Source organism: Actinoplanes sp. NPDC049681 (assembly GCF_044465265.1).
Taxonomy (GTDB): domain Bacteria; phylum Actinomycetota; class Actinomycetes; order Mycobacteriales; family Micromonosporaceae; genus Actinoplanes.
In genome coordinates, this window is record NZ_JBITLP010000006.1 from 240306 (window position 1) to 263158 (window position 22853).

The window sequence follows — 22853 nt, forward strand, 5'->3', positions numbered from 1 at the left end:
CACTCACCTGGAGAAGATCGAGATCGGGTTGATGACGTCGGCGGTGATCGTCAGCAGCGTGAAGGCGCCACCGATCAGGATGACGGCGTACGTCAACGGCATGAGCTTGTAGTAGTCGACGCGCCCGGGATCGGGCTTCTTCAACCGAGCGTAGATCCACGACCGGATGCGCTCGTACCAGGCGATCGCGATGTGACCGCCGTCCACCGGCAGCAGCGGGAGCAGGTTGAAGAGGCCGATGAAGACGTTCAGCGAGATGAAGATCATGAGGAAGATCTCGGGTACGCCGCGCTCGATCGCCTCGCCGCCGAGCCGGCTGGCGCCCACCACGCTGATCGGCGTGTCCGGGTCGCGCTTGTCGCCCGTGATGGAGTTCCACAACGCGGGGACCTTCTCCGGGATGCGCTTCATCGCGGCGAACGACGCCTTCACCAGGCTCCAGCCGTAGTCGACGCTCGCGCCGACGCCGTCGACCGGCCCGTACGTGACCAGCCCCGGCATGTCGAGCTGCGGTCCGACACCGGCGACGGCAACCTGCTTGACCGCCCCGTCGGGGTTGTCGAGCGGCGCGCGCTGGGCGGCGATGAGCTTGACGGTCGCGGTGCCGGCCACCCCGTCGCGGGTGTAGCCGAACGGCACGTCGCCCGGCGGAAGCGACCGGATCACGTCGGTGAGCTGCCCGTAGTTGGCGATCGGCTTGCCGCCGACGCTGGTGATGAGGTCACCGGACCTGAGGCCCGCCACGGCCGCGGGCGCCTTGGGGTCGTTCGGCGCGCAGCCCTGCTGGTCGGTGATGACGACCTGCACGCACTCGCCGACGGAGATCTTCGCCGGGATGGCGCGCTCCTCGGCGGCGTTCTTCGGCAGGTCGGGGTTGGGCAGGCCGACGAAGACCGCGGCGAACCAGGTCGCGACGATCGCCAGCAGGAAGTGGGTGATCGAGCCGGCCGACATGACGATGGTGCGCTTCCAGACGGGGAAGCGCCACATCGCGCGGGGCTGGTCCTGCGGCTCGACGTCGTCGTCCTGCGGCGTCATCCCCACGATCTTGCAGAAGCCGCCGAGCGGGATGGCCTTGAGGCCGTACTCGGTCTCGCCCCGCTTGAACGAGAAGATCGTCGGGCCGAAGCCGACGAAGTACTTGGTGACCTTCATGCCGAACCGCTTGGCCGTGATCATGTGGCCCAGCTCGTGCAGGCTCACCGAGATCAGGATCGCGAGCGCGAACGCCGCCGTCCCCAACCAGTACAGCATCAGGCTCCTTCTGCCGCAGTCGCGATGATCCGCTGTGCCTGGGCCCGCGCCCAGGACTCCGCGGCAAGCACGTCATCGACGGTACCCGGTTCGTCGAGGTCCGGGGCCGCCGCGAGCACCGCCGCCAGGGTGTCGACGATGCCCAGAAAAGGTAGCCGACCGGACACGAAGGCGGCCACACACTCCTCGTTGGCGGCGTTGTAGATCGCCGGACGGCAGCGGCCCGCCCGGCCGGCCGCCTTGGCCAGCTCGACGGCGGGGAACGCCTCCTCGTCCAGCGGCCGCAGCTCCCAGTTGTGCGCGAGGGTCCAGTCGACCGCGGCGGCGGCCTCCGGCACACGGTCCGGCCAGGCCAGCGCCAGCGCGATCGGCAGGCGCATGTCCGGCGGGCTGGCCTGGGCGAGCGTGGAGCCGTCGGTGAACTCGACCAGCGAGTGCAGCACCGACTGGGGGTGCACCATCACCTCGATGTGGTCGTAGGGCACACCGAACAACTCGTGCGCCTCGATCACCTCGAGCCCCTTGTTCACCATCGTCGCGGAGTTGATGGTGACGACCGGGCCCATGTCCCAGGTAGGGTGCTTCAGCGCTTCCTCCGGCGTGACGTTCGTCAACTCGGTGCGCCGCCGGTCCCGGAAAGCCCCGCCGCTGGCGGTCAGCACCAGCCGGCGCACCTCCCGCTCGGCGCCGCCCCGCAGGCACTGGGCGAGCGCCGAATGCTCCGAGTCGACCGGAACGATCTGCCCCGGCCGCGTCACCGCGGCCTTGACGAGAGGGCCGCCGGCAACGAGCGACTCCTTGTTGGCGAGCGCGAGGGTACGCCCGGAGCCGAGCGCCGCCAGCGTCGGAGCGAGCCCGAGGCTGCCGACCACGCCGTTGAGCACCACGTCACACGGCCACTGCGCGAGCTCGGTCATCGCATCCGGCCCGGCCACGATCTTGGGCAGCTTGAAGTCCCCGGTGGCCCAGCCCCGCTTCTGCGCCTCGGCGTAGAACGCCAGCTGCAGATCCTGCACGACACTCGAGCGAGCGACCCCGACGACGTCGACCCCGAGCTCGAGCGCCTGCGCGGCGAGCAGCTCGACGTTGCCACCACCGGCCCCGAGCGCGACCACGCGGAACTTGTCCGGGTTTCGCCGGACGATGTCGATGGCCTGGGTACCGATGGACCCGGTGGAACCGAGCAGCACGAGCTCACGCATGCCAGCCATCTTCCCGGACGCCCGCACGCCGGTGCCGCTCAGCCTTCCTCGTCGAGCAGATCGGCCGGATCGATCGAGAACTCGAATGGCTGCCGCATCGCGAACGTCCCCCCGGCGGCCGCCGCGACGACAGGAAGGTACTCGCCGTCCACGAGTTCATGAAGGACCAGTGAGGGGATGCGGTTGCGGAAGTCGACGCGGAGAAAGAACGGAACGCCCGCCGCGGCATACTCCCGCGGGCGATCGATGATGTCCTTGCGGCGGTTCGACCCCGAAACGATCTCCCCCATCAGCACAGCCTCGGCGATGGGCATGACGGTTTTGCCGCCGCCGGACCTGCGCAGGACGACGAAGTCCGGGATGAACAGATCGTCTCCCGAGACGATGGTGACCCCGGGATAGGCCCACATACCGGCTTCCCGAGCCGACCGGTGCAGCAGGAACGCCAGCTGCCTCTCGGCTGCGCCGAAGTCAGCGTACCGCCGTGTGCCTTCCTCGCCCGCCTGTGGACAACCGGCCTGTGGACAACTGGTGGCTGTGGGTATGTGGGGGGCATGGGAGACCTGCGCCGGCGGCTGGCCGTGCCTTTCCGTCCGCTGCGGGGGCGGGATCTCGCCCTGCACGCCGCCGCGGTCACCTTCTACGCCGGGATCGCCGTCGTGCCCGTCGCCCTGCTCGCCGTGTGGATCACCGGGTTGGTCGCCGGGCCCGGCCGGGTACGCCGCCTCACCGGCCAGGCCATCGCGGCCCTGCCGGACGCGATCGGTGCCCCGCACGCCCTCTCCCGGCTGATCGAGGCCGGCCTGCACCTCACCCCGGTTCTGGCCCTGGCCAGCCTCCTGCCCGCCACCCTCTACGGCGAGGGCCTGCGCCGCGCGTTCGTGAGCCTGCGGGAGCCGGGTGAGTCGCTGGTGGGCTGGCGCGGCCGCCTGCTCTGGCTGCCCCTGCTCGCCGCGTCGCCCGCCCTGCTGCTGGCGCTCTTCCTGGCCCTGCCGGTCACGAGCGGGCTCTGGGTCCGCGGCGGCTGGTACGCGGTGGCCGGCGTGATCCTGTCCTTCCTGGCCGCCTGGCTGCTGCTCACCCCGGTGGTGGTCTGGGTGTACCGAGGCGTGGCGCCCGGCCGGCCGGAATGGCTCGCGACGGTGCTGGTCGGCTCGTTCACCGCCGCGAACCTCTCCGGCTTCCTGCACGGGTTCGTGCTCTTCTGCTCCCTGCCGCTGGACCTGGGCGTACCGTTCGGCGGCTTCACCGAGATCGGCGGTGTGGTGGCGGTGGGCCTGTGGCTGTACCTGTTCCACGTGATCCTGCTCGCCGGCTTCGCCGCCACCCAGAGTGCGAGCACCTATCAGCGAGCTAGAGGCCGACGGATTCCGGCGAAGGTGAAGGGGCGGGAGCCGGCGCCGAAGGGGTCTCGTGGATGCCGAAGCGGGAGTAGACGCGGCCCAGGACGCCCGGCGCCCACCAGTTCCACCGGCCCAGCAGCCGCATCGTCGCCGGGACCAGCAGCGCCCTGACCAGCGTCGCGTCCACCACGATCGCCACGATCATGCCGATGCCGATGGTCTTGATGACGGTCACGCCGCCGGTGGCGAAGCCCGCCACCACGGTGATCAGCAGCAGCGCGGCGGCCGTGATGATGCCGCCGGTGTGCTGCAGGCCGGTGGCGACCGCGGCGGTGTTGTCGCCGCGGGCGTCCCATTCCTCGCGGACCCGGGACAGCAGGAACACCTCGTAGTCGGTCGCCAGCCCGAAGAGCACCGCCAGCACCAGGATCATGTTGCTGGGTTCGATGAAGCCGGTGGACTCGAAGCGCAGCACGTTCTCGAGGTGGCCTTCCTGGAAGATCCATACGACCACGCCGAAGGACGCGCCGATCGAGACCAGGTTCATGAGTACGGCCTTGAGCGGCAGCAGCACCGAACCGAATGCCAGGAACAGCAGCACCATCGTGGCCACCATCATGATCAATGCCATCCACGGCAGCCGGTCGGCCAGGCTTTCCAGCAGGTCACGGTCGATGGCCGGGCGACCGCCGACGAGCATCTCGGCGCCGGCGGGCGGGGTCAGGTCGCGGATGTGCGCGACGATCTGCCGCGCGTCCGCACCGGAGAGCGTGGGCGGGTACGTCACCGTGATGAGCGAGGAGCCGCCCTTCGACGCGGTCACGGTGGCCGCGGTGACGTCGGGCAGGGCGGCGATGCGTTCGGGCAGCCCGGTGGCGGGACCGGTGACGAGCACCGAGATCGGGTCCTCCCCGCCGCCCGGGAACTCGCCGCCCAGCCGCTCGCCGACCACGCGCGCCTCGGAGCCCGGTGGCAGCACGCGCTCGTCGAAGCCGCCGAACTCCACGCGCAGGAAGGGCGCCGCGAAGGCGACGAGGACCACGAGCACGCCCACGACGTACAGGACGGGGCGCTTCATGACGCTGTGCGCGACCTTGGCCCATCCCCCGCGCTCACCGGCGCGCTTGCGCGACGGGAACGGGACGCGCAGCTTGTCGATGCGGTGGCCGAGCAGGGACAGGGCCGCGGGGAGCACGGTGAGGGCGGCCAGCATGGCGACCAGCACGGCGGCCATGCCGCCGATCGCCAGGCCGCCGAGGAACGGCTGCGGGAAGATCAGCAGGCTGGAGAGCGCCAGGACGATGGTCAGGCCCGAGACCATGACGGTACGCCCGGCAGTCGCGACCGTGGTCCGGATGGCGGTGGGCACGTCATGGCCGTGGGCCAGCTCCTCGCGGAAGCGGCTGACCACGAAGAGCGAGTAGTCGACGGCCATGCCGAGGCCCAGCAGCGTGATGACGTTGATCGCGAAGACCGAGATGTCGGTGACGTAGGTCAGCGCCCGGACGGCGAGGAACGCCCCGAGGATCGCGATGCCGCCGACGAGCAGCGGGGACAGCGCGGCGATCAGGCCCCGGAAGATCAGCACGAGGAGCACGAAGAGCACCGGCAGCGAGAAGATCTCCGCGCGGGTGATGTCCTTCTTCGTCTGGGTGTTGGCCTGGTCGGTGAAGGCCACCAGGCCGCCGACCTGGGTACGCAGCCCCGGCGCGGCGAAGTCGGGCTCGATGCGGTGGTACGCCGCGAGCTTCCCGTCCTCATCGTCCGCCTTCAGGTACACGGCCGCGTACGTGGCGTGCTTGTCGGTGCTGACCAGGGCCGGCGGTGCCTGCGGATCGACGTAGCCGGCGACCTGCTCGACGTCGGCCTCCGCGCGGATACGCCCCACGGCGGCGGACACGGCCTGCCGGAAGGCGTCGTCGTCGACCTTCGCGGTGCTGCTGGACCAGAGCACCACCAGGTCCGGGTCGCGCGTGCCGAGCTGCTGCGCGATGCCCGCGGCTGCGCGGTTCGACTCGCTGTCCGGGTCGTCGTAGCCACCGCCGGTCAGCGCGCCGAAGACGCCGGCGCCCCACGTGGCACCCGCCACGACCAGGGCCAGCGCGGCGGCGACCACCCACCAGCGCAGCCGTACGACCGCACTGCCCCACCACCGGAACATTCGTGTGCCTCCCGGGTCACCAGTTAAAGTCGCCACAGATCGCCAGCAGATCAGTGAACACCGTTTACTCTGGCAAACAGCGTTCGCTCACGTCAATTTCCGCGCCCGTCGATGGAGCCCACTGTGACGACCACCACGCCCAGCCGCCGGGAACGGCTGCGCGCGGAGACCGCCACCGAGATCAAGGACGCCGCCCGGCGCCTGCTGGTCGCCGGTGGCCCCACGGCCGTCTCGCTGCGAGCCATCGCCCGCGACGTGGGCATGACCGCACCGGCGCTGTACCGCTACTTTCCCGGCCTCGACGCCCTGGTCCTCGCGATCGTCACCGACCTGTTCGAGGACCTGCGCATGACCGTCGAGGACGTCGCCGCGGCACACGCCGACGACGAACCTCTTACCCGCGTCGGGCACATGGCACGCGGATTCCGCCGATGGGCGCTCGACCACCCCGCCGAGTTCGCCCTGATGTTCGGCAGCCCGGTTCCCGGGGTCACGCAATTCGGGGAGCACTGTGTGCCGGGGCCGGTCAACGACGCCGGGGCGCGGTTCGGCGAGACGTTCTTCGCCGTCCTGGGCGAGCACTTCCAGCGGCACCCGTTCGGCGACGAACCCGACGACCTGCCCGACCCGGCCCTTCGCGAGCTTCTCGGGCCGTACCTGGAGACCTTCGGCGAGCGCTTCCCCCTGCCGGTCGTCGCGCTCTTCCTGGCAGCCTGGACCCGCCTGTACGGGCTCGTGGCCATGGAGGTCTTCGGCCACCTGGCCTGGGCGGTGACGGACGTCGAGCCGCTCTTCGAAGCCGAATTGGCGCGAACCGTCCGCCAGTTGGCACGCTAAGCTCGGCGGCCATGAGCGCTCTGCCGGATCGTGCCGACGTCGTGATCATCGGATCGGGCCACAACGGCCTGGTCTCCGCCGTGCTGCTGGCCCGCGCCGGCCTCGACGTCGTCGTGCTCGAGGCCGCCGACGTGCTGGGCGGCGCCACCCGCACCGAGCACCCGTTCGGCAAGGTGCCCGGCCTCGGCCAGTCCACCGGGTCGTACCTGCTGGGTCTCATGCCGCCGGAGCTGCTGGCGACGCTGGACGTCGACATCCCGGTGCTGCGCCGCGACCCGCACTACTTCCTGCCCACGCCGGGCGGGCCCGGCTCGCCGTACCTGCTCTTCGGCAGCGACCGCGACGCCACCCGGGCCCAGATGGAGCGGTTCTTCTCCCCGCGCGACATCGCCGCGGACGAGGCCATGCAGGTCGAGATCGCCGCGCTGCGCGCCGACCTCGCCCCCGCGTGGCTCCAGGAGCCGGCCTCCGTCGAGGAGATCGCCGACCGCCACATCCGGCCGCAGCTCCAGAGCACCTTCATCGATCTGGTACGCGGCTCCGTCGCCGACTACCTCCAGCGCTTCGGATTCAAGAGCGAACTGCTCACGAGCATGTACGCGGTGACCGACGGCCTCTCCGGGCTCAACGCGGGCCCCGACGACCCGGGCACCGGCCACAACTTCCTGGTCCACAACATGTGCCGCCTGCCCGGCGCGGACGGCACGTGGATGGTCGCGGCGGGCGGCATGGGCACGGTCTCCCGCACCTTCGCGTCCGCTGCGAGGTCCGCAGGAGCCCAGATCTTCACGGGTACGCCGGTGAGCGCCGTAACCGTGTCCCAGGCAACGGCGACCGGCGTGGCCCTCGCCGACGGCCGGACCATCACGTCCCGGGTCGTGCTCGGCTCGTGCGACCCGTACCAGCTGATGTCCCTGGTGCCTTCCGGAGCGCTGCCGGAGGCCCTCACCACGCGGATGGCGGCGGTCAAGCGCACCGGCACGACGATGAAGGTGAACCTCGCGCTGGCGGGTCTGCCGCGCTTCTCGTGCCTGCCGGAGGACGCCGCGTCGCCGTTCGGCTCGACGATCCACCTGCTGCCCGGCTCGGCGGGCCTGGCCGGGCTCGCCGACTACGACTCCCCCATGGCCGCCCTCCGCGCCATGTGGGCGGACGTGCAGGCCGGCCGCCTGCCCGCGGAGCCGACCATCGAGTGGTACCTGCACACCACGGTCGACCGCTCGCTGCAGGACGAGGCCGGCCACCACTCGTCGGCGCTGTTCGTGCAGTCGGTGCCGTACGAGCTCGAGGGCACCACCTGGGACGAGGCGCTGCCCGGCTACGTCACCCGGCTGCTGGAGATCTGCGACCGCTACGCGCCCGGCACGTCGTCGCTGGTGGCGGACATGATGCCGCTCACCCCGCAGGGCATCGAGCGGCACTTCGGCATCACCGGCGGGCACATCCACCACGTCGACAACACGGTCGCCTTCGACGAGCGCATGCCGTACTTCACCGGCCTGGACGGGCTCTACGCCGGCTCGGCGGGCGCCCACCCGGCCGGCAGCGTCATCGGCGCCGCCGGCCACAACGCCGCCAAGCGCATCCTGGCCGACCTGGGCCGCTAAGGCCACGACAAGGTCCCGCCGCCGGGCGTCAAGAACGCGCCAAGGCCCTCGCCGGTGCGACTCCGGCGTGGCTTGACCGGCCCGCTGTCGTCCGTGGCGTACGCGACCCAGGAGATCCTGCATGTGCTGACGCTGGGCGGGTTGGCGCACCTTGTTCCTGGCCCCCTGGGTCGCGCTGGCCGTCGTGGTGCTGCTGGCGGTGGTCGTGGCCTCGTACCGGCACGTGGTGCGCGCCTATCCGAGCGGCGACGGATCCTACGAGGTCGCCGCGCTGGACGCCGGCGCGGACGACTACGTCACCAAGCCGTTCGGCATGGACGAGTTGCTCGCCCGCATCCGGGCCGCCCTGCGCCGGGCGGCGCCCGCGCCGGAGAGCGGCAACGCCACCATCACCACCGCGGCGTTCACGATCGATCTGGCCGCCAAGAGGCTGACCACGGCGGCGGGCGAGGTGCGCCTCACCCCGACCGAGTGGCATCTGTTGGAGATCCTCGCCCGCAGCCCGGGCAAGGTGATCGACCACCGTCGGCTCCTCCGCGAGGTGTGGGGGCCGGCCTACGGCAACGAGACCAACTACCTGCGCGTGCACTTCGCGAACCTGCGCCGCAAGATCGAGCCGGATCCGGCCCGGCCGCGCTACGTCGTGACGGAGCCGGGACTCGGTTACCGGTTCGCGCCCTGATCTTCCGGGTTTTTCGGGGCGCGACCACTCACGCACGTCGCCGGGGTGGGCCGAGCGTTCCGGGCGCCCCGCGCCCGTGCTCGGCTCGCCCCGGCCCTCGGCGGGAGCAGCGGTCCGCACCCACCACCCCGCTACGACGTCCTGCTCTTACGAACCTGTCTTCTCTGCCCGGATCTTGTGGCCCACGCTGGTGAGGCAGCGCCCGCTCGGGAGGTCGAACTTCCAGCCGTGCAGCTGGCAGGTCAGAACGTTGCCCTCGACGATGCCGAAACGGCTCAGGTCGGCCTTGAGGTGCGGGCAGCGGCGCTGGACCGTCCACTCGCCGAAGTGGGTGTCCTCGGCCTCCACGGCCTTCTCGTGCTCGTCGTACCAGCCCTCGGCGTATTGCAGGCGCTCCTCGCTGAGGCACTTGAAGAACGCGTAGACGAACTCGTTGTACTGGCCGATGCGGGCCGCGGAGAAGCGGCAGGAGAGGAACAGCGAATTCACCCAGTCGCCCTCGTCGATGAAGATGAGGTGCTCGACGAGCTCGCGCTGGGTGCGGAAGCGGTAGCGGACCTTCTCGTCGGCGTACGGGCGGACCTGCTTGCCGGGGAAGTCCACCACGATCGACTCGATCGCGTCGCCGTCGTAGCTCACCAGGTCGAAGCGGACCGGGCCGCCGACGCCCTTGGCCAGGTAGATCGACTCCTCGAGCAGGGGTTCGATGCGCTTCTTGAGCTCGCCCAGTACGTCGATCTCGGGGTGCCGCCACGACGCCTTCTCCGCGGCGATGATCGGCGCCTTGCGTTCGCGCATCTCCTCGAGGTGGGCCTTCTTGTTGGCGAAGAACTCGTCGACGTCCGTGGGGTGGGTGGTCTCGATGCTCTCCGTGGTGAGCTCGGACACGCTGCCCGGGAGCAGGACGACGCCGTTCGTGCCGCCGACCTTCGCGTATTCGGCCATGAAGACCGACTGGTCGGGGAAGATGTTGCCCTCGTCGCCGAAGATGTCGTTGAACTGCCACAGCTCGTCGTCGAGGAAGCACGGCGGGCCGGCGATCGGGAAGACGTGATCGGCCTTCAGGTCGTCGATGTAGCGCCAGGTGCGGTCGAACTGCCGGTCACGCTTCTGCTTGCCGAAGGCGGTCTTGGCGGACGTGGGCAGCTCGTAGACCATCGGATACCAGATCGCGCCGGAGAACTGCAGCATGTGCGCGTGCACGTGGCCGAGCTCGGCGAAGGTCGACAGGTCCGTGGGGCGGGCGTCGTTCTGGTTGAGGACGCGGACGCCGTCGTGCTCGACCCAGAGCGAGGAGTCGCCGATCGGCCCGTCGGTGGGGCTGATCAGCGCCTGGATCATGATCTTCAGGCCGCCGTCGAGCTCGTGCACCTCGTTGCTCTTCGTCTTGAAGAAGCTCGTGAAGCCCAGCTCGCGCAGCTCGTCCTCGAGCTGGCTGGTCGGATACTCCGGCAGCAGCACCGTGGCCTTCTTGCTGATGAAACGCTTGAGGTGCGCGGCGTCGAAGTGGTCGCGGTGCAGGTGCGAGACGTAGAGGTAGTCGACGTCGCCCAGCGTCTCCCAGTCGAGCTGCGAGTTGTCCGGGAACGGGAACCACGACGCGAAGTACGCCGGGTTGACCCACGGATCGCACAGGATGCTGCCCGCGCCCGTGTCGATCCGCATGCTGGCATGCCCAGTGCCCGTGATCCGCACCGTGTCACTCCCTCGGCTCCTACACAATCCGACGGCATCGAAGGTACCGGGTACGGGTTGGTGAGCCGCGCGCGGAGGCGCCGTGCGAGACTGACCGTGACGTTGGCACCGCTTCCTCGAGGAGGACCGAGTCGTGGCAGATCAGCCGGTTGTGGCAAACGAGCCGGTTTACGCGCCTGACCAGCTCAAGCCGGGCAACCGCAAGTGGGCCCGGATCGGCGCGCTGGGGTCGGCCGCGATCATGCTGCTCTACCTGTGGGGCAACCACGAGGGCAACACCGAGAACATCTGGCTCATCGGCATGGCGCTGCTGCTCGTCGGCATCGTGCTGGCCGACGTGGTGCTGCGCCGCAACGGCCTGAAGGCCAACGACCAGTAGGACGACGACGGCCCGCCTTCCCCGTGGGGAGGCGGGCCGTTCCGTGCGTCAGCGACGCCGCAGCAGGATGTCCTTGACCTCGCGCAGCGCGGCGTCGACCTCGGCCTCGAAGTAGCCACCCGGAACCAGCCCGAACTGCAGCGTGTCGAGCTCGTTCTCGGGCACCGGCATCGGGCCCCGGCCGGTCATGGCCTGCAGGATGCTCTCGAAGAGGCGGTCGACCTGGACCGGGTCGTAGCCGCTGCCGAAACGCCGCGGCTGGAAGGTGCGGCGCAGCTGGTCCACCCGGTAGAGCTCGGGGTTGCCGCCGCCGCCGGGACCGCCGCCCATCGGCGGGCCGCTCATCGGGGGACCGCTCATCGGCGGGCCACTCATGGGCGGGCCGCTCATCGGGGCCGGGCCGCCGAAGCCGCCCCGCTCCCGCTCCGGCATGCGGATCTCGGCGGTCATGTCGGCCTTGCCGTGCCGGCCCGGCTCGAACTGCTCGTACGAGCCGGTGTCGTAGCCCTGCGGGCCCGGGGCACGCTGCGGCATCTGCTGGCCGCCGTAGCCGGGTTCCTCGTAGCGACCGTACGGGTCCGGGCCGGGCATCTGCCGCTGGGGCATCTGCTGCGGCTGCATGCGGTCCTCCGCGTACGGGTCGCGGGCGTACTGGTCGTCGCGGGCGTACTGCTCGTCGCGGGCGTACTCGTCGCGGGCGAACTGGCGGTCGTCGCGCACCGGGGCCTGCAGCCGCTCGGTCGGCGGGGCCGTGCGGCCCATCGCCGGGCTCATCCGGTCGGGGGGCATGGCGCCGCCCCGCATCGGCTCGGGCTGCATCCGCACCTCGGGACCCCGGCCGCCGCGGTCCTCGAACTCGGCCAGCTGCCGCTCCACCCGGTCGAGGTGCAGGTCGACCTGCCACTCGTCATAGCCGCCGAAACGCACCCGGAAGACGACGTCGTGCACCTCCTGGGCGCCCACGGGCGCTCCGACCGGCTCGCCGGCCAGGGTGGCCTCCACCCGGTCCAGGAAGGCGTCGACCTCGTCGACCTTGTAGCCGCGGCGCAGTGCGCGACGGCGGAAACGCTGCCCCTGACTCGTCACAACGTCTCCCAAATTCGCGTCTGCTGGGAACCAGGCCCAGTCATCGTGCCACCTCCGCGTCGGCGGCGGCGCCCCCAGCGTCCACCACCGTCAGCTCACTTGCGGCCAGCTGGCCGCATGCACCGTCGATCTCCCGGCCCCGGGTGTCGCGGACCGTGGTCGCGACGCCGGCCTCCCGCAGTCGGCGGACGAACTCGCGCTCGACCGGCTTGGGGCTGGCGTCCCACTTGCTGCCCGGCGTGGGGTTGAGCGGGATCAGGTTCACATGCGCCAGCTTGCCGTGCAGCAGCCTGCCAAGCAGGTCGGCACGCCAGGGCTGATCGTTTACGTCCCTGATCAGGGCGTATTCGATGGAGATCCGACGACCGGTCTGCGCCGCGTAGTCGAACGCGGCATCGAGCACCTCGGCCACCTTCCAGCGCTGGTTGACGGGCACTAGCTCATCGCGCAGATCATCATCGGGGGCGTGCAGGGACAACGCAAGGGTCACGGACAGCTCTTCGGCGATCAACCGACGCATTGCGGGCACCAGCCCCACGGTGGAGACCGTGATGTGCCGTTGTGACAGCCCCAGGCCCTCAGGCGCCGGGGCGGTGAGGCGCCGGACGGCCTCGATCACCCGGGGGTAGTTGGCCAGCGGCTCGCCCATGCCCATGAACACCACCCGGGACAGCCGCGGCGGTGAGCCGGTGACCGCGCCGGAGGCCGCGACGCCCGCCAGGTACACGACCTGGTCGACGATCTCGGCCACCGAGAGGTTGCGGGTGAGCCCCGCCTGGCCGGTGGCGCAGAACGGGCACGCCATGCCGCAGCCCGCCTGGCTGGACACGCAGGCGGTGACCCGGTCGGGGTAGCCCATGAGCACGCTCTCGACCATCGCGCCGTCGTGCAGCTTCCACAGCGTCTTGCGGGTGGCGCCGTCGTCGCAGGCCAGCTCCCGTTGCGGGGTCAGCAGGGTGGGCAGCAGGTCCTCGGCGAGGCGGCTGCGGGCGGCGGCCGGCAGGTCGGTCATCGCCTCGGGATCGCGCACGAGCCGGCCGAAGTAGTGCGTGGAGAGCTGCTTGGCGCGGAAGGCGGGCTCGCCCAGGTCGGCCACGGCGGCCCGGCGGCCGGCCAGGTCGAGGTCGGCGAGGTGGCGCGGGGGCATGGCGGGGCGGCGGCGCGTCGGAACCGCGTCCGGGGTGTCGGGGCTGGTCGGGATGACCGGAAGAATCGTCATGGCGTATCCAGTCTCCCACGTCGCATGCGCATGCCTACCCCGGCGGCGCGATGAGGGAGAGCAGCAGATACGCCGCGGGTACGGCGAAGAGGATGGAGTCGAGCCGGTCCATGAGGCCGCCGTGGCCGGGCAGCAGGTTGCTCATGTCCTTGATCCCGATGTCGCGCTTGAGCATCGACTCGGCCAGGTCGCCGACGACCGCGGCGACCGAGATCACCGCACCGAAGAGCAGCCCCCAGCCGAACGAGATGTCGAGCAGGAAGTAGAGCAGCAGCGAGCTGCCCACGGCGGCCGCGGTGAGCGACCCGGCGAAGCCCTCCCAGGACTTCTTGGGGCTGATGGTCGGGGCCATCGGGTGCTTGCCGAAGAAGACGCCGGCCGCGTACCCGCCCGTGTCGGAGAGCACCACCGCGAGCAGCGCGCACAGCACCCGCATCGCGCCGTCGTCCGGCTTGACGAGCAGCACGCCGAAGCTGAGCAGGAAGGGCACGTACACCGTGATCAGCGCGGCTGCGGCGAGATCCCGCCGGAAACCGGCCTTGTGCTCACTGAAGCGCCAGACGAGTGCGGCGAGCAGGGTGGCGGCCAGGCCGAGCTGGAGCGCGTCGGGGCCCTCGTACCAGGCCAGGCCGGTCATCAGCAGGCCGCCGCCGAGCAACGGGACCAGCGGGGGCCGGGCCCCGGTCACCTTGAGCGCGCGCACCATCTCCCAGATGCCGACGCCCGCGGCGAGCGCGATGACGCCGAGGAAGGCGGGCTTCCAGAAGATCATGGAGAGCAGCACGGCGAGCACCAGACCGGTGCCGACCCCGATCGCCGCCGGCAGATTGCGCCCGGCACGGCCGTTCTGCTTCGCCGGCACCGGCTTCCCGTCCCGTCCCGCGCGGCGCTTGCCCGGGCCGCGCCGGGTCGCTTCCGCTGTGGTCAACTCCCACTCCGCCTGTGAGGTCGAGGTCGCCGCGGTCGGCGCCGCCCAGGACGGTTCCGGCGGCTGCGCCGCCCAGGCGGACCCCGTTCCGGCCCGCGGTGCCGGAGCACCGGCATACGGCGCCGGGACGTCGGAGGAATCTGACGCCCGGCTGCCGGAGTGCCCGCCGCGGGGCTCGGGGTACGACATCAGACCTCGAGCAGCTCGGTTTCCTTGTGCTTGACCAGCTCGTCCACGACCGCGACGTAGCGGTGCGTGAGGTCGTCGAGCTCCTTCTCGGCGCGCCGGACCTCGTCCTCGCCGGCGTCGCCGTCCTTGACCAGGCGGTCCAGCTGCTCCTTGGCCTTGCGGCGCACGTTGCGGATGGCCACGCGGCCTTCCTCGGCCTTGTGCCGCGCCACCTTGGTCATCTCCCGGCGCCGCTCCTCGGTCATCTGCGGCAGGTGGATGCGCAGCTGGGTGCCCTCGTTGTTCGGGTTCACCCCGAGGTCCGAGTCGCGGATCGCCCGCTCGATCGGGCCGAGCTGGGACTGGTCGTACGGCTTGACGATCACCATGCGCGGCTCGGGCACCCCGACGGACGCCATCTGGGTCACGGGGGTGGGCGCGCCGTAGTAGTCGACAACGATCTTGGAGAACATCGCCGGCGTGGCACGGCCCGTACGGATCGCGGCGAACTCCTCCTTGGCGTGCTCGACCGCGCTCTCCATCTTCTCTTCGGCCTCGAAGAGGATCTCGTCGATCACCGCTCCGTCGCCTCCTTGCTTCTACTGGACTTCCGATGGTGGTCGTGGCGCGGGATCACGTGGTGATCAAAGTACCGATCTTCTCGCCGCTCACGGCTCGGACGATGGTGTCGTCACCCTGAGCCCCGAAGACGAGCATGGGCAGGCCGTTCTCCTCGCAGAGGCTGAAAGCGGCCTGGTCGGCCACCCGAAGGCCCTGCTGGAGCACGCCCGCGAAGGTGATGTGGTCGATCTTCCGGGCGCCCGGGTCGGTACGGGGGTCCGCGGTGTAGACGCCGTCGACACCGTTCTTGCTCATCAGCACCAGATCGGCGTGGATCTCCAGGGCGCGCTGCGCCGTGACCGTGTCCGTGGAGAAGTACGGCATGCCGGCGCCGGCACCGAAGATGACGACGCGCCCCTTCTCGAGGTGCCGGATCGCCCGCAGCGGGATGTACGGCTCGGCGACCTGGGCCATCGTGATCGCGGTCTGCACCCGCGTCTCGATGCCCTCCTTCTCGAGGAAGTCCTGCAGCGCCAGGCAGTTCATGACCGTGCCGAGCATGCCCATGTAGTCGGCGCGGTTGCGGTCCATGCCGCGCTTCTGCAGCTCGGCACCGCGGAAGAAGTTGCCGCCGCCGACGACGACGGCGATCTGCACGCCGCGGCGGGTCACCGAGGCGATCTGGCGGGCGATGCCCTGCACCACGTCGGGGTCGACGCCCACCGCGCCGCCGCCGAAGACCTCGCCGGAGAGCTTGAGGACGACCCGCCGGGGCCGTTCGGGCCGCGGCACCGGGACCTCGCCCACCGCGACAGTCTGCTCGGTAGTCTGCTCGGTCACCATCGTCATGCCGACCCTGCCCTTCCTTCGCTAACCCGAGACCTTATGTGACGGGGAGGCCGGGCGCTTGCTTCGCGTCCCGACCTCCCCCTCGGCTTGGATTACTCCTGGCCGACCTCGAACCGGACGAAGCGCGTGACCTCGATGCCGGCCTCGGTGGCGACCTGCTTGACCGTCTTCTTGTTGTCGGTGACCGACGGCTGCTCGAGCAGGACGAAGTCCTTGAAGAAGGAGTTCACCCGGCCCTCGACGATCTTGGGCAGGGCCTGCTCGGGCTTGCCCTCCTCGCGCGCGGTCTCCTCGGCGATGCGGCGCTCGTTCTCGACCGTCTCGGCCGGGACCTCGTCGCGGGTGAGGAACTTCGGCCGCATGGCGGCGATCTGCATGCCGACGGCGCGGGCGTCGTCGGCGCCGGCCTCGTCGTCCTTGCCGGTGTACTGCACCAGGACGCCCACCTGTGGCGGCAGGTCCTGCGCCTTGCGGTGCAGGTAGACCGCGACGTTGCCGTCGAGCTCGGCGAAGCGGTTGACCACGATCTTCTCGCCGATCTTGGCCGAGAAGTCCTGGATCACGTCGGCGACGGCGCGGCCGTCCTCGAGCTTCGAGCCGAGCAGCGCGGCGGCGTCGGCCGCCTTGGTCTTCGAGCCGTGCTCGACCAGCGTCTGACCCAGCGCGACGAAGTCGGGGGTCTTGGCGACGAAGTCGGTCTCGCAGTTGAGCTCGAGCAGCGCGGTGCCGAAGTGGCTGACGATGCCGTTCGCGGCGGTCCGGCCGGCGCGCTTGCCGACGTCCTTGGCACCCTTGATGCGCAGGAACTCGACGGCCTTGTCGAAGTCACCGTCCGACTCGTCGAGCGCCTTCTTGCAGTCCATCATGCCGGCGCCGGTGAGGTCGCGGAGCTTCTTCACGTCCGCGGCGGTGTAGTTGGCCATGACTCTCTCTTCGATCCTCGGGAAGGTCTCGGGACTGCAGGTGCCGGCCGCCGTCTCGCGGCGACCGGCTGCCTGAGGGATTACTCCGCGGCGGTCGCGACCGGCTCGGCGGCGGCCGGCTCGGTGTCCGCGGCCTTCTTCTCGGCACCCTCGTAGAGGTCGCGCTCCCACTCGGGCAGCGGCTCGCCGGCGGCGACGGTGGCCTCGGGCTTCTCGTCGGCGCCACCCCGGCCCCGGCCGGAGCGGGCGATCAGGCCGTCGGCGACGGCGGCCGCGACGACCTTGGTCAGCAGCTCGGCGGAGCGGATCGCGTCGTCGTTGCCCGGGATCGGGAAGTCGACCTCGTCCGGGTCGCAGTTGGTGTCGAGTACGGCGATGACCGGGATGCCCAGCTTGCGAGCCTCGTCGACCGCGATGTGCTCCTTCTTGGTGTCGACGACCCAGATCGCCGACGGCACCTTGGTCATGTCGCGCAGACCACCGAGGGTCTTGGTGAGCTTGGTCTTCTCCCGGTAGAGCTGGAGGGTCTCCTTCTTGGTGTACCCGGCGGCGGTGCCGGTCAGGTCACCCAGAGCCTCGAGCTCCTTCATGCGCTGCAGACGCTTGTACACCGTCTGGAAGTTGGTGAGCATGCCGCCCAGCCAGCGGTGGTTGACGTACGGCTGGCCCACGCGGGTCGCCTGCTCGGCGATCGCCTCCTGAGCCTGCTTCTTGGTGCCGACGAAGAGGATGTGGCCACCCTCGGCGACGGTGTCCCGCACGTAGGCGTAGGCCTTCTCGATGTAGTCGAGCGTCTGGCGCAGGTCGATGATGTAGATACCGTTGCGCTCGGTGAAGATGAAGCGCTTCATCTTCGGGTTCCAGCGCCGGGTCTGGTGCCCGAAGTGGACACCGCTCTCCAGCAGCTGACGCATGGTCACGACGGCCATGGTGAATTGCTCCCTGTTTTCCCTGGTTGTCACGCTCACCGGCGGTGGGCGTCCTGGCGCCCGGTCGCCGGCCCGGGATGGACCCGAAGGAGATCGGGACCAGGGAGGGCCGTCGCTGACGGCTCATCATCGACCACGGCGCGGTCGATGAGCACGTTGCAGAGGGCGCGCGAGGTCGACCGCGCGAGGCGGTCGCCGCCGACAAGCATACGCCGTGCGTCCGGGGGCTCGCTCCCGGGCGGCTCCCGGTCCCCCGGCCCGCGTCAGCCCACGCCCAGGCCGGCCGCCAGGAGCAAGATCAAACCCACTGGAAGGTACGCCAGGGGCGGGCGCAACCAGGCCTCGAGGCGGGCGGCGCGCCCTTCCCCGGAGAGCGTGTAGAGCCCCATGCCGGTGAGCGGGAGCCCGAGCATCAGCAGAACGGCCGGCACGACGCCCCGCGCGGCCGGATCGTCGATGAAGGCAGCCTGGATCAGCAACAGGACGGCCGGGACGAGCAGGACAGCAGTGCCGACCGCGAAGAGCACGGCGGAAACCGGGCGCCGGGCCGCCCCGGCGTACGTGGAGGTCGTCACGGGCTCGGGCTTACCGGTCGGCCGGACCGTCGGATATTCCGGTCCGCGCACCGGGATGCGTAGCGAGCCGGACTCGGTAGGTGACACCGAGTAGCCACCCGAGGTCGCCATCGGATCGGGCGACGAATAACCCGGAGGAGCCGCGTACGGGTCGGCGGGGCGCTGCTCCGGAAGCCGGAACGCGCCGCTGGGGCGCTCGTGCACCCCCGAGTCGTAAGAGTTCACGGCCGGGCTCTCGGCCGAGGCGCGCTGCCCCGTGTACCAGCTCGGCTCCGGATCTTCGGCGTACCGGCGATGTCCGTCCACGATTTCGCACCGTAGGTGACGCGGACGCGGGATGCCACCGCTGAGCCCTTATCACCCCTCCGTGATCACCGTACGGTTATCCACAGTTGCCCTGCGTCCACAACCGCCCACCCGCCCCGCCCACATCCGGGCCAGGGTGACGCCCATGACGAACCAGAGACGCGCGGTCGGCCAGTACGGCGAACGCCTCGCCGAACGCCACCTGAGCGACCAAGGCCTCATAACCCTGGCCCGCAACTGGCGCTGCACCGACGGCGAGATCGACCTGATCCTCCGCGACGGCGACGACGTGGTCTTCTGCGAGGTCAAAACCCGGCGCAGCGCGACATTCGGGACGCCGGCGGAGGCGATAAGCCGCACCAAGGTGCAGCGACTGCGCAGACTGGCGGCCCGCTGGCTGGCGGAGAGCACGCTGCGGCCACGGGAGGTCCGCTTCGACGTGGTGGCGGTGACACCCCAGCCGAAGGGGCCGGCCCGGATCGAACACCTCCGCGCGGCGTTCTGAAATGAGCTACGCCCGAGTCCTTTGCGTCGGCCTGGTCGGCATGTCCGGCCACGTGGTGGAGGTGGAGGCCGACCTCTCCGTCGGGTTGCCCGCGGTCGTCCTCACCGGCCTACCCGACGCGGCCCTCAACGAGGCCCGGGATCGCGTCCGGGCGGCCGTCGTCAATTCCGGCCAACATTGGCCCAACCGCCGCATCACGGTGAACCTGCTGCCCGCCACCTTGCCGAAACAGGGCAGCACCTTCGATGTCGCCATCGCCTGCGCCCTGCTCGCCGGGGCAGGTGAGCTACCACTGCAGCCCCTGGAAGGAGTGGTGGTCCTCGGCGAGCTCGGCCTGGACGGAACGGTCCGCCCGGTGCGGGGCATCCTGCCGATGGTCGCGGCAGCCGCAGCCGCCGGCCTGCAGCGAGTCATCGTGCCGTTGGAGAACGCCCGCGAGGCCACCATGGTGCCGGGAATGGCGGTCGGGGCGGTCGACTCCCTACGCCGGCTCGTCTCCTTCATATGCGGAGGCCACGACCTCCTTCCCCCGCCTCCACCGATCGTCGCCCCGGAGCCTCGTGGCCCGGACCTGGCCGACATCGCGGGACAGGAGTTCGGCCGGTACGCGATCGAGGTCGCCGCAGCAGGCGGACACCACCTGTCCATGCTCGGCCCTCCGGGCGCAGGCAAGACGATGCTCGCCGAGCGCCTGCCCTCGATCCTCCCCGAGCTGGACGACACCTCCGCCCTCGAAGTGACGGCGCTCCAGTCGATAGCCGGAGTGCTCCCCGCCGACGGCCGGCTGGTCCGGCGTCCTCCCTTCCAGGCGCCGCATCACAGCGCCAGCCTCGCCGCACTCGTCGGCGGCGGCACCGGCCTGGCGCGGCCCGGCGCGATCTCCCTCGCCCACCGCGGCGTCCTCTTCCTCGACGAGGCGCCGGAATTCGCCAACGGCACCCTGCAGGCCCTCCGGCAACCGCTGGAGAGCGGTCGCGTCGTGCTGGCGCGAGCCCGCGGCAACACCGAATACCCGGCCCGCGTCCAGCTCGTGCTCGCCGCTAATCCGTGCCCCTGCGCCAACCCCGGCGGAGAGCAATTCTGCCAATGCACCGCACTGGTGCGGCGCCGCTACTTGAGCAGGATCTCGGGTCCGCTGCTCGACCGGATCGACATCCAGATCACCCTGCCCCCGATCCGCGCCGCCCAGCTGATGACCACCGCGGCAACGACCGAACCCTCCGCTGCCGTCGCCCGGCGCGTCGCCCAAGCCAGGGCCGCAGCCGCGGCCCGGTGGGCGGCCGACGGGTGGCTGGTCAACGCGGAGGTCCCGGGCCCGCACCTACGGCGGCAGCCCTGGCGCCTGCCACCCAAAGCGACCGCGGCGCTGCGTGCCGGCCTCGACCGGGGTTCGCTCTCCGCTCGTGGCTTCGACCGCATCCTCCGGCTGGCCTGGACCATCGCCGACCTCGACGGACGGCAAAGACCGAGCGGCTCCGACGTGGACGAGGCCGCACAACTGAGGTTGGGAGACGCACATGCTCGACAAGCCGAACACTGAACCGAAACCGCACCACCGGGTCCTCACGGGAACAACCGACCGGCCCGTCGGCATCATGCGCGACGGCCGACCGTCGAAGAGACCGCCCTCCCCCGCCGAGACCGACGACAGGACGGCGAAGTGACCAGCCGGCCGGGAAGCGACACCGATCGCCTGGCCCGGGTCGCCCTCACCTGGCTCGCCGAGCCCGGCAACCGCATCATCTGGCACCTGGTGCAGACCCAGGGCGCCGAGGAGACCCTGGCCCGTCTCATCGCCGGCGACATTCCCGAGGCTGCCTTGCGTACGGCGGTCGCATCGCGCTCCGACTCCGCAGACCCGCGCCGCATCGCAGAGATGGCCCTGCGCCGCGCCCAGCGCCTCGGTGCGCGGGTGGTCGTACCGGCCGACGGCGAGTGGCCCATCGGCGTCGAGGCGCTGGCCACGCTGGAACTCGACGTCGCCGGCCGCGTCAACCGGGACGTACGCCCGCCGCTCTGCTTGTGGGTGCGCGGCTCCCGTCCCCTGAGCGACGCCTTCGAGCGCTCAGTGGCCATCGTGGGAGCACGCGCCGCGACACCGTACGGGCAGCACGTCACCGCCGACCTCGGGTACGGGCTCGCGGAGCAGGAGTGGACGGTCGTTTCCGGCGGAGCGTTCGGTATCGACGCGGCGGCGCACCGGGCGGCCTTGGCAGCGGGCGGCTTCACGGTCGCGGTGCTGGCGTGCGGGCTCGACCGGCCCTATCCGGTGGGCAACGCCGCCCTGTTCGAACAGATCGCGGACAGCGGCGTACTGATGAGCGAATGGCCGCCGGGCGCGGAGCCGCTTCGTCACCGCTTCCTCATCCGCAACCGTGTCATCGCCGCAGCGACATCGGGAACGGTGGTGGTGGAGGCAGCGGCCCGCAGCGGCGCGTTCCAGACGATGAGTCGCGTGGTCGCCCTGAACAGGCACGCGATGGTCGTGCCGGGACCGGTGACCTCGGCGATGTCGGTGGGCTGCCACGAACTGCTCCGGCGATATCCGCAGACCCGGCTGGTGACGAATGTGGCGCACGTACTCGACGAAGTCGGCAGGATCGGCGAATACCTGGCCGAGCCTGCCCGCGCCCGCAACCACGTCCGCGACGACCTCGACGAGGAATCGGCCCTGGTCCTGGAGGCGGTCCCCCATCGCGGCAGCGCCGGCCCGGAACAACTCGCGGCACGAGCCGGATTGGGGATACGTACGGTGCTCCGCCGCCTGTCCTTACTGGAGATGAAAGGCCTGGTGGTCCGCCGCAACGACGGGATAGCACTGGCGGCGCTGGCCCGAAGCTCGGTGGCTCGTACGGGATTCCCACCCCAGGATCCGGCATGACCGGCTGTCCCGGCTTGCGGATCTCACCTCCGGGGACGCGTCGCGAGTCTCTATTCGGCGTCGTCGACGTCGCGGCGGTGCGCCTTCATCCAGACTTCGACGTCCTCCGCGAGCCAGACCTTGCCCTGCGCCAGGTCGGCGATCGGCGCAGGGAAATCCGCGCGGCTGGTGATCTGATACGCCCGTTGCCGGCTCACCATGCCCAGACGGACGCGGATCTCGTGCGCACCCATGAGTCGGATTGCCTTAGCCACATGATCGACCGTAGACTTATGACTATTAGTCATGGGTCAACTTGCTGAGAGACGTCTAGTCGTACGTCAAGTAGGGTAGCTTCATGACCAGCCCACTCAGGCGAAGTTCAGCCCAGGTCACGCACGTGCACCCCCGGGCCCCGACGGCCCACCCAGCGGCCCACCCAGCGGCATTGCCTCACCTGCGGTCGTCGGCAACCTCTCCTCCCACCGGTCCGAGAACCGCACGGTTCGGTTCCTGCTCAGCCTGCACCTGCATCATCCCGACATCGACCATCACCGCCTCCCCGCCACAAAATGATCGTCTTGCTCAGGCCACGAGCACCGCCGTGGCCGAGGATGACCTTCCCACCGTCTCGCACAACAGCCTCGCAGCGCTCGACATCGTGGATGTGGACAAAAGACAGACGCCACTCACCGGGAAGAACGGGCTGGCTACTCGCCCGTCCCCGGCCGGCAGTCACCACACGCCACACCCCAGACCTACAGCGCTCGGCATCACACATGTG

The 22853-nt window shown here is 70.5% G+C and carries 21 protein-coding genes and 1 pseudogene; 8 read left to right on the top strand and 14 right to left on the bottom strand.

The genetic code is table 11. The annotated features are described in order from the left end of the window. Positions 1-3: 3 nt before the first annotated feature. From ACIBO8_RS22980 to ACIBO8_RS22990, 3 genes are read right to left on the bottom strand one after another with little or no spacing between them, the layout of a single operon-like run. Entirely contained in the window at positions 4-1254 is a 1251-nt protein-coding gene (locus ACIBO8_RS22980) for a M50 family metallopeptidase (RefSeq protein ID WP_396117326.1), read from the bottom strand. Then, positions 1254-2465 carry a 1-deoxy-D-xylulose-5-phosphate reductoisomerase gene (dxr, locus tag ACIBO8_RS22985; protein WP_396117327.1) on the bottom strand — a complete coding sequence of 404 codons (1212 nt, stop codon included), beginning with the start codon at positions 2463-2465 and terminating at the stop codon, positions 1254-1256. Before dxr ends, ACIBO8_RS22980 begins: the two co-directional genes overlap by 1 nt. Before the next feature lie 29 nt (positions 2466-2494). Further along, positions 2495-3079: a Uma2 family endonuclease gene (locus ACIBO8_RS22990; RefSeq protein WP_396117328.1), complete on the bottom strand. Its 585-nt coding sequence runs from the start codon at positions 3077-3079 to the stop codon at positions 2495-2497. Between ACIBO8_RS22990 and ACIBO8_RS22995 the strand changes: the two genes are divergently transcribed. Further along, the gene (locus ACIBO8_RS22995) at positions 3011-3970 is read left to right on the top strand and encodes a YhjD/YihY/BrkB family envelope integrity protein (RefSeq protein ID WP_396117329.1); all 960 of its coding nucleotides are present in this window, start codon (positions 3011-3013) and stop codon (positions 3968-3970) included. The genes ACIBO8_RS22990 and ACIBO8_RS22995 overlap by 69 nt on opposite strands. Here ACIBO8_RS22995 and ACIBO8_RS23000 read toward each other — a convergent pair. Further along, positions 3969-5960 (bottom strand): annotated as a pseudogene (locus ACIBO8_RS23000) (MMPL family transporter); the annotation flags it as partial. The gene ACIBO8_RS22995 and the pseudogene ACIBO8_RS23000 overlap by 2 nt on opposite strands. Positions 5961-6083: 123 nt before the next feature. On the opposite strand from ACIBO8_RS23000, the gene ACIBO8_RS23005 reads away from it, so the two are divergent. The 3 genes from ACIBO8_RS23005 (at position 6084) to ACIBO8_RS23015 (ending at position 9086) form a co-directional block, all read left to right on the top strand. After that, complete coding sequence (locus tag ACIBO8_RS23005) at positions 6084-6797, top strand: TetR/AcrR family transcriptional regulator (RefSeq protein WP_396117330.1); 714 nt, start codon at positions 6084-6086, stop codon at positions 6795-6797. Between the two features lie 11 nt (positions 6798-6808). Continuing rightward, the gene (locus ACIBO8_RS23010) at positions 6809-8404 is read left to right on the top strand and encodes a phytoene desaturase family protein (RefSeq protein WP_396117331.1); all 1596 of its coding nucleotides are present in this window, start codon (positions 6809-6811) and stop codon (positions 8402-8404) included. Between the two features lie 205 nt (positions 8405-8609). Beyond that, positions 8610-9086 carry a winged helix-turn-helix domain-containing protein gene (locus ACIBO8_RS23015; RefSeq protein ID WP_396117735.1) on the top strand — a complete coding sequence of 159 codons (477 nt, stop codon included), beginning with the start codon at positions 8610-8612 and terminating at the stop codon, positions 9084-9086. A gap of 147 nt (positions 9087-9233) precedes the next feature. On the opposite strand, the gene ACIBO8_RS23020 is transcribed toward ACIBO8_RS23015, so the two are convergent. Continuing rightward, a complete protein-coding gene (locus tag ACIBO8_RS23020) occupies positions 9234-10781 on the bottom strand; it encodes a Rieske 2Fe-2S domain-containing protein (RefSeq protein ID WP_396117332.1) in 1548 nt (515 codons plus the stop codon). 133 nt (positions 10782-10914) lie between these two features. Here ACIBO8_RS23020 and ACIBO8_RS23025 point away from each other — a divergent pair, with 133 nt between their 5' ends. Then, a complete protein-coding gene (locus tag ACIBO8_RS23025; protein WP_396117333.1) occupies positions 10915-11160 on the top strand; it encodes a DUF2631 domain-containing protein in 246 nt (81 codons plus the stop codon). A gap of 48 nt (positions 11161-11208) precedes the next feature. Here ACIBO8_RS23025 and ACIBO8_RS23030 read toward each other — a convergent pair whose 3' ends face one another. The 8 genes from ACIBO8_RS23030 to ACIBO8_RS23065 form a co-directional block, all read right to left on the bottom strand. After that, positions 11209-12246 (bottom strand): DivIVA domain-containing protein, encoded by a 1038-nt coding sequence (locus tag ACIBO8_RS23030; protein ID WP_396117334.1) that lies wholly within the window; start codon positions 12244-12246, stop codon positions 11209-11211. 40 nt (positions 12247-12286) lie between these two features. Continuing rightward, positions 12287-13465 (bottom strand): 23S rRNA (adenine(2503)-C(2))-methyltransferase RlmN, encoded by a 1179-nt coding sequence (gene rlmN / locus ACIBO8_RS23035; RefSeq protein WP_396117335.1) that lies wholly within the window; start codon positions 13463-13465, stop codon positions 12287-12289. Positions 13466-13499: 34 nt separating this feature from the next. Further along, positions 13500-14393: a phosphatidate cytidylyltransferase gene (locus ACIBO8_RS23040; protein WP_396117336.1), complete on the bottom strand. Its 894-nt coding sequence runs from the start codon at positions 14391-14393 to the stop codon at positions 13500-13502. A 188-nt stretch (positions 14394-14581) separates the two neighbouring features. Continuing rightward, a complete protein-coding gene (gene frr, locus ACIBO8_RS23045; RefSeq protein ID WP_396117337.1) occupies positions 14582-15139 on the bottom strand; it encodes a ribosome recycling factor in 558 nt (185 codons plus the stop codon). Between the two features lie 55 nt (positions 15140-15194). Beyond that, the gene (gene pyrH, locus ACIBO8_RS23050) at positions 15195-15971 is read right to left on the bottom strand and encodes a UMP kinase (protein WP_396117338.1); all 777 of its coding nucleotides are present in this window, start codon (positions 15969-15971) and stop codon (positions 15195-15197) included. Between the two features lie 92 nt (positions 15972-16063). Then, positions 16064-16894 (bottom strand): translation elongation factor Ts, encoded by an 831-nt coding sequence (gene tsf / locus ACIBO8_RS23055; protein WP_396117339.1) that lies wholly within the window; start codon positions 16892-16894, stop codon positions 16064-16066. Between the two features lie 80 nt (positions 16895-16974). Then, positions 16975-17823: a 30S ribosomal protein S2 gene (gene rpsB, locus ACIBO8_RS23060; protein WP_396117340.1), complete on the bottom strand. Its 849-nt coding sequence runs from the start codon at positions 17821-17823 to the stop codon at positions 16975-16977. 263 nt (positions 17824-18086) lie between these two features. Next, positions 18087-18704 carry a hypothetical protein gene (locus tag ACIBO8_RS23065; protein WP_396117341.1) on the bottom strand — a complete coding sequence of 206 codons (618 nt, stop codon included), beginning with the start codon at positions 18702-18704 and terminating at the stop codon, positions 18087-18089. Positions 18705-18849: 145 nt separating this feature from the next. On the opposite strand from ACIBO8_RS23065, the gene ACIBO8_RS23070 reads away from it, so the two are divergent. The 3 genes from ACIBO8_RS23070 (at position 18850) to dprA (ending at position 22090) form a co-directional block, all read left to right on the top strand. Next, complete coding sequence (locus tag ACIBO8_RS23070; protein ID WP_396117342.1) at positions 18850-19209, top strand: YraN family protein; 360 nt, start codon at positions 18850-18852, stop codon at positions 19207-19209. A gap of 1 nt (position 19210) precedes the next feature. Beyond that, entirely contained in the window at positions 19211-20749 is a 1539-nt protein-coding gene (locus ACIBO8_RS23075; RefSeq protein WP_396117343.1) for a YifB family Mg chelatase-like AAA ATPase, read from the top strand. Between the two features lie 120 nt (positions 20750-20869). Next, entirely contained in the window at positions 20870-22090 is a 1221-nt protein-coding gene (dprA, locus tag ACIBO8_RS23080; protein ID WP_396117344.1) for a DNA-processing protein DprA, read from the top strand. A gap of 50 nt (positions 22091-22140) precedes the next feature. Here the strand turns inward: dprA and ACIBO8_RS23085 are convergent, their stop codons facing one another. Next, positions 22141-22323, bottom strand: coding sequence for a DNA-binding protein (locus tag ACIBO8_RS23085; RefSeq protein WP_366158473.1), 183 nt, complete (start codon positions 22321-22323; stop codon positions 22141-22143). Positions 22324-22853: the final 530 nt, after the last annotated feature.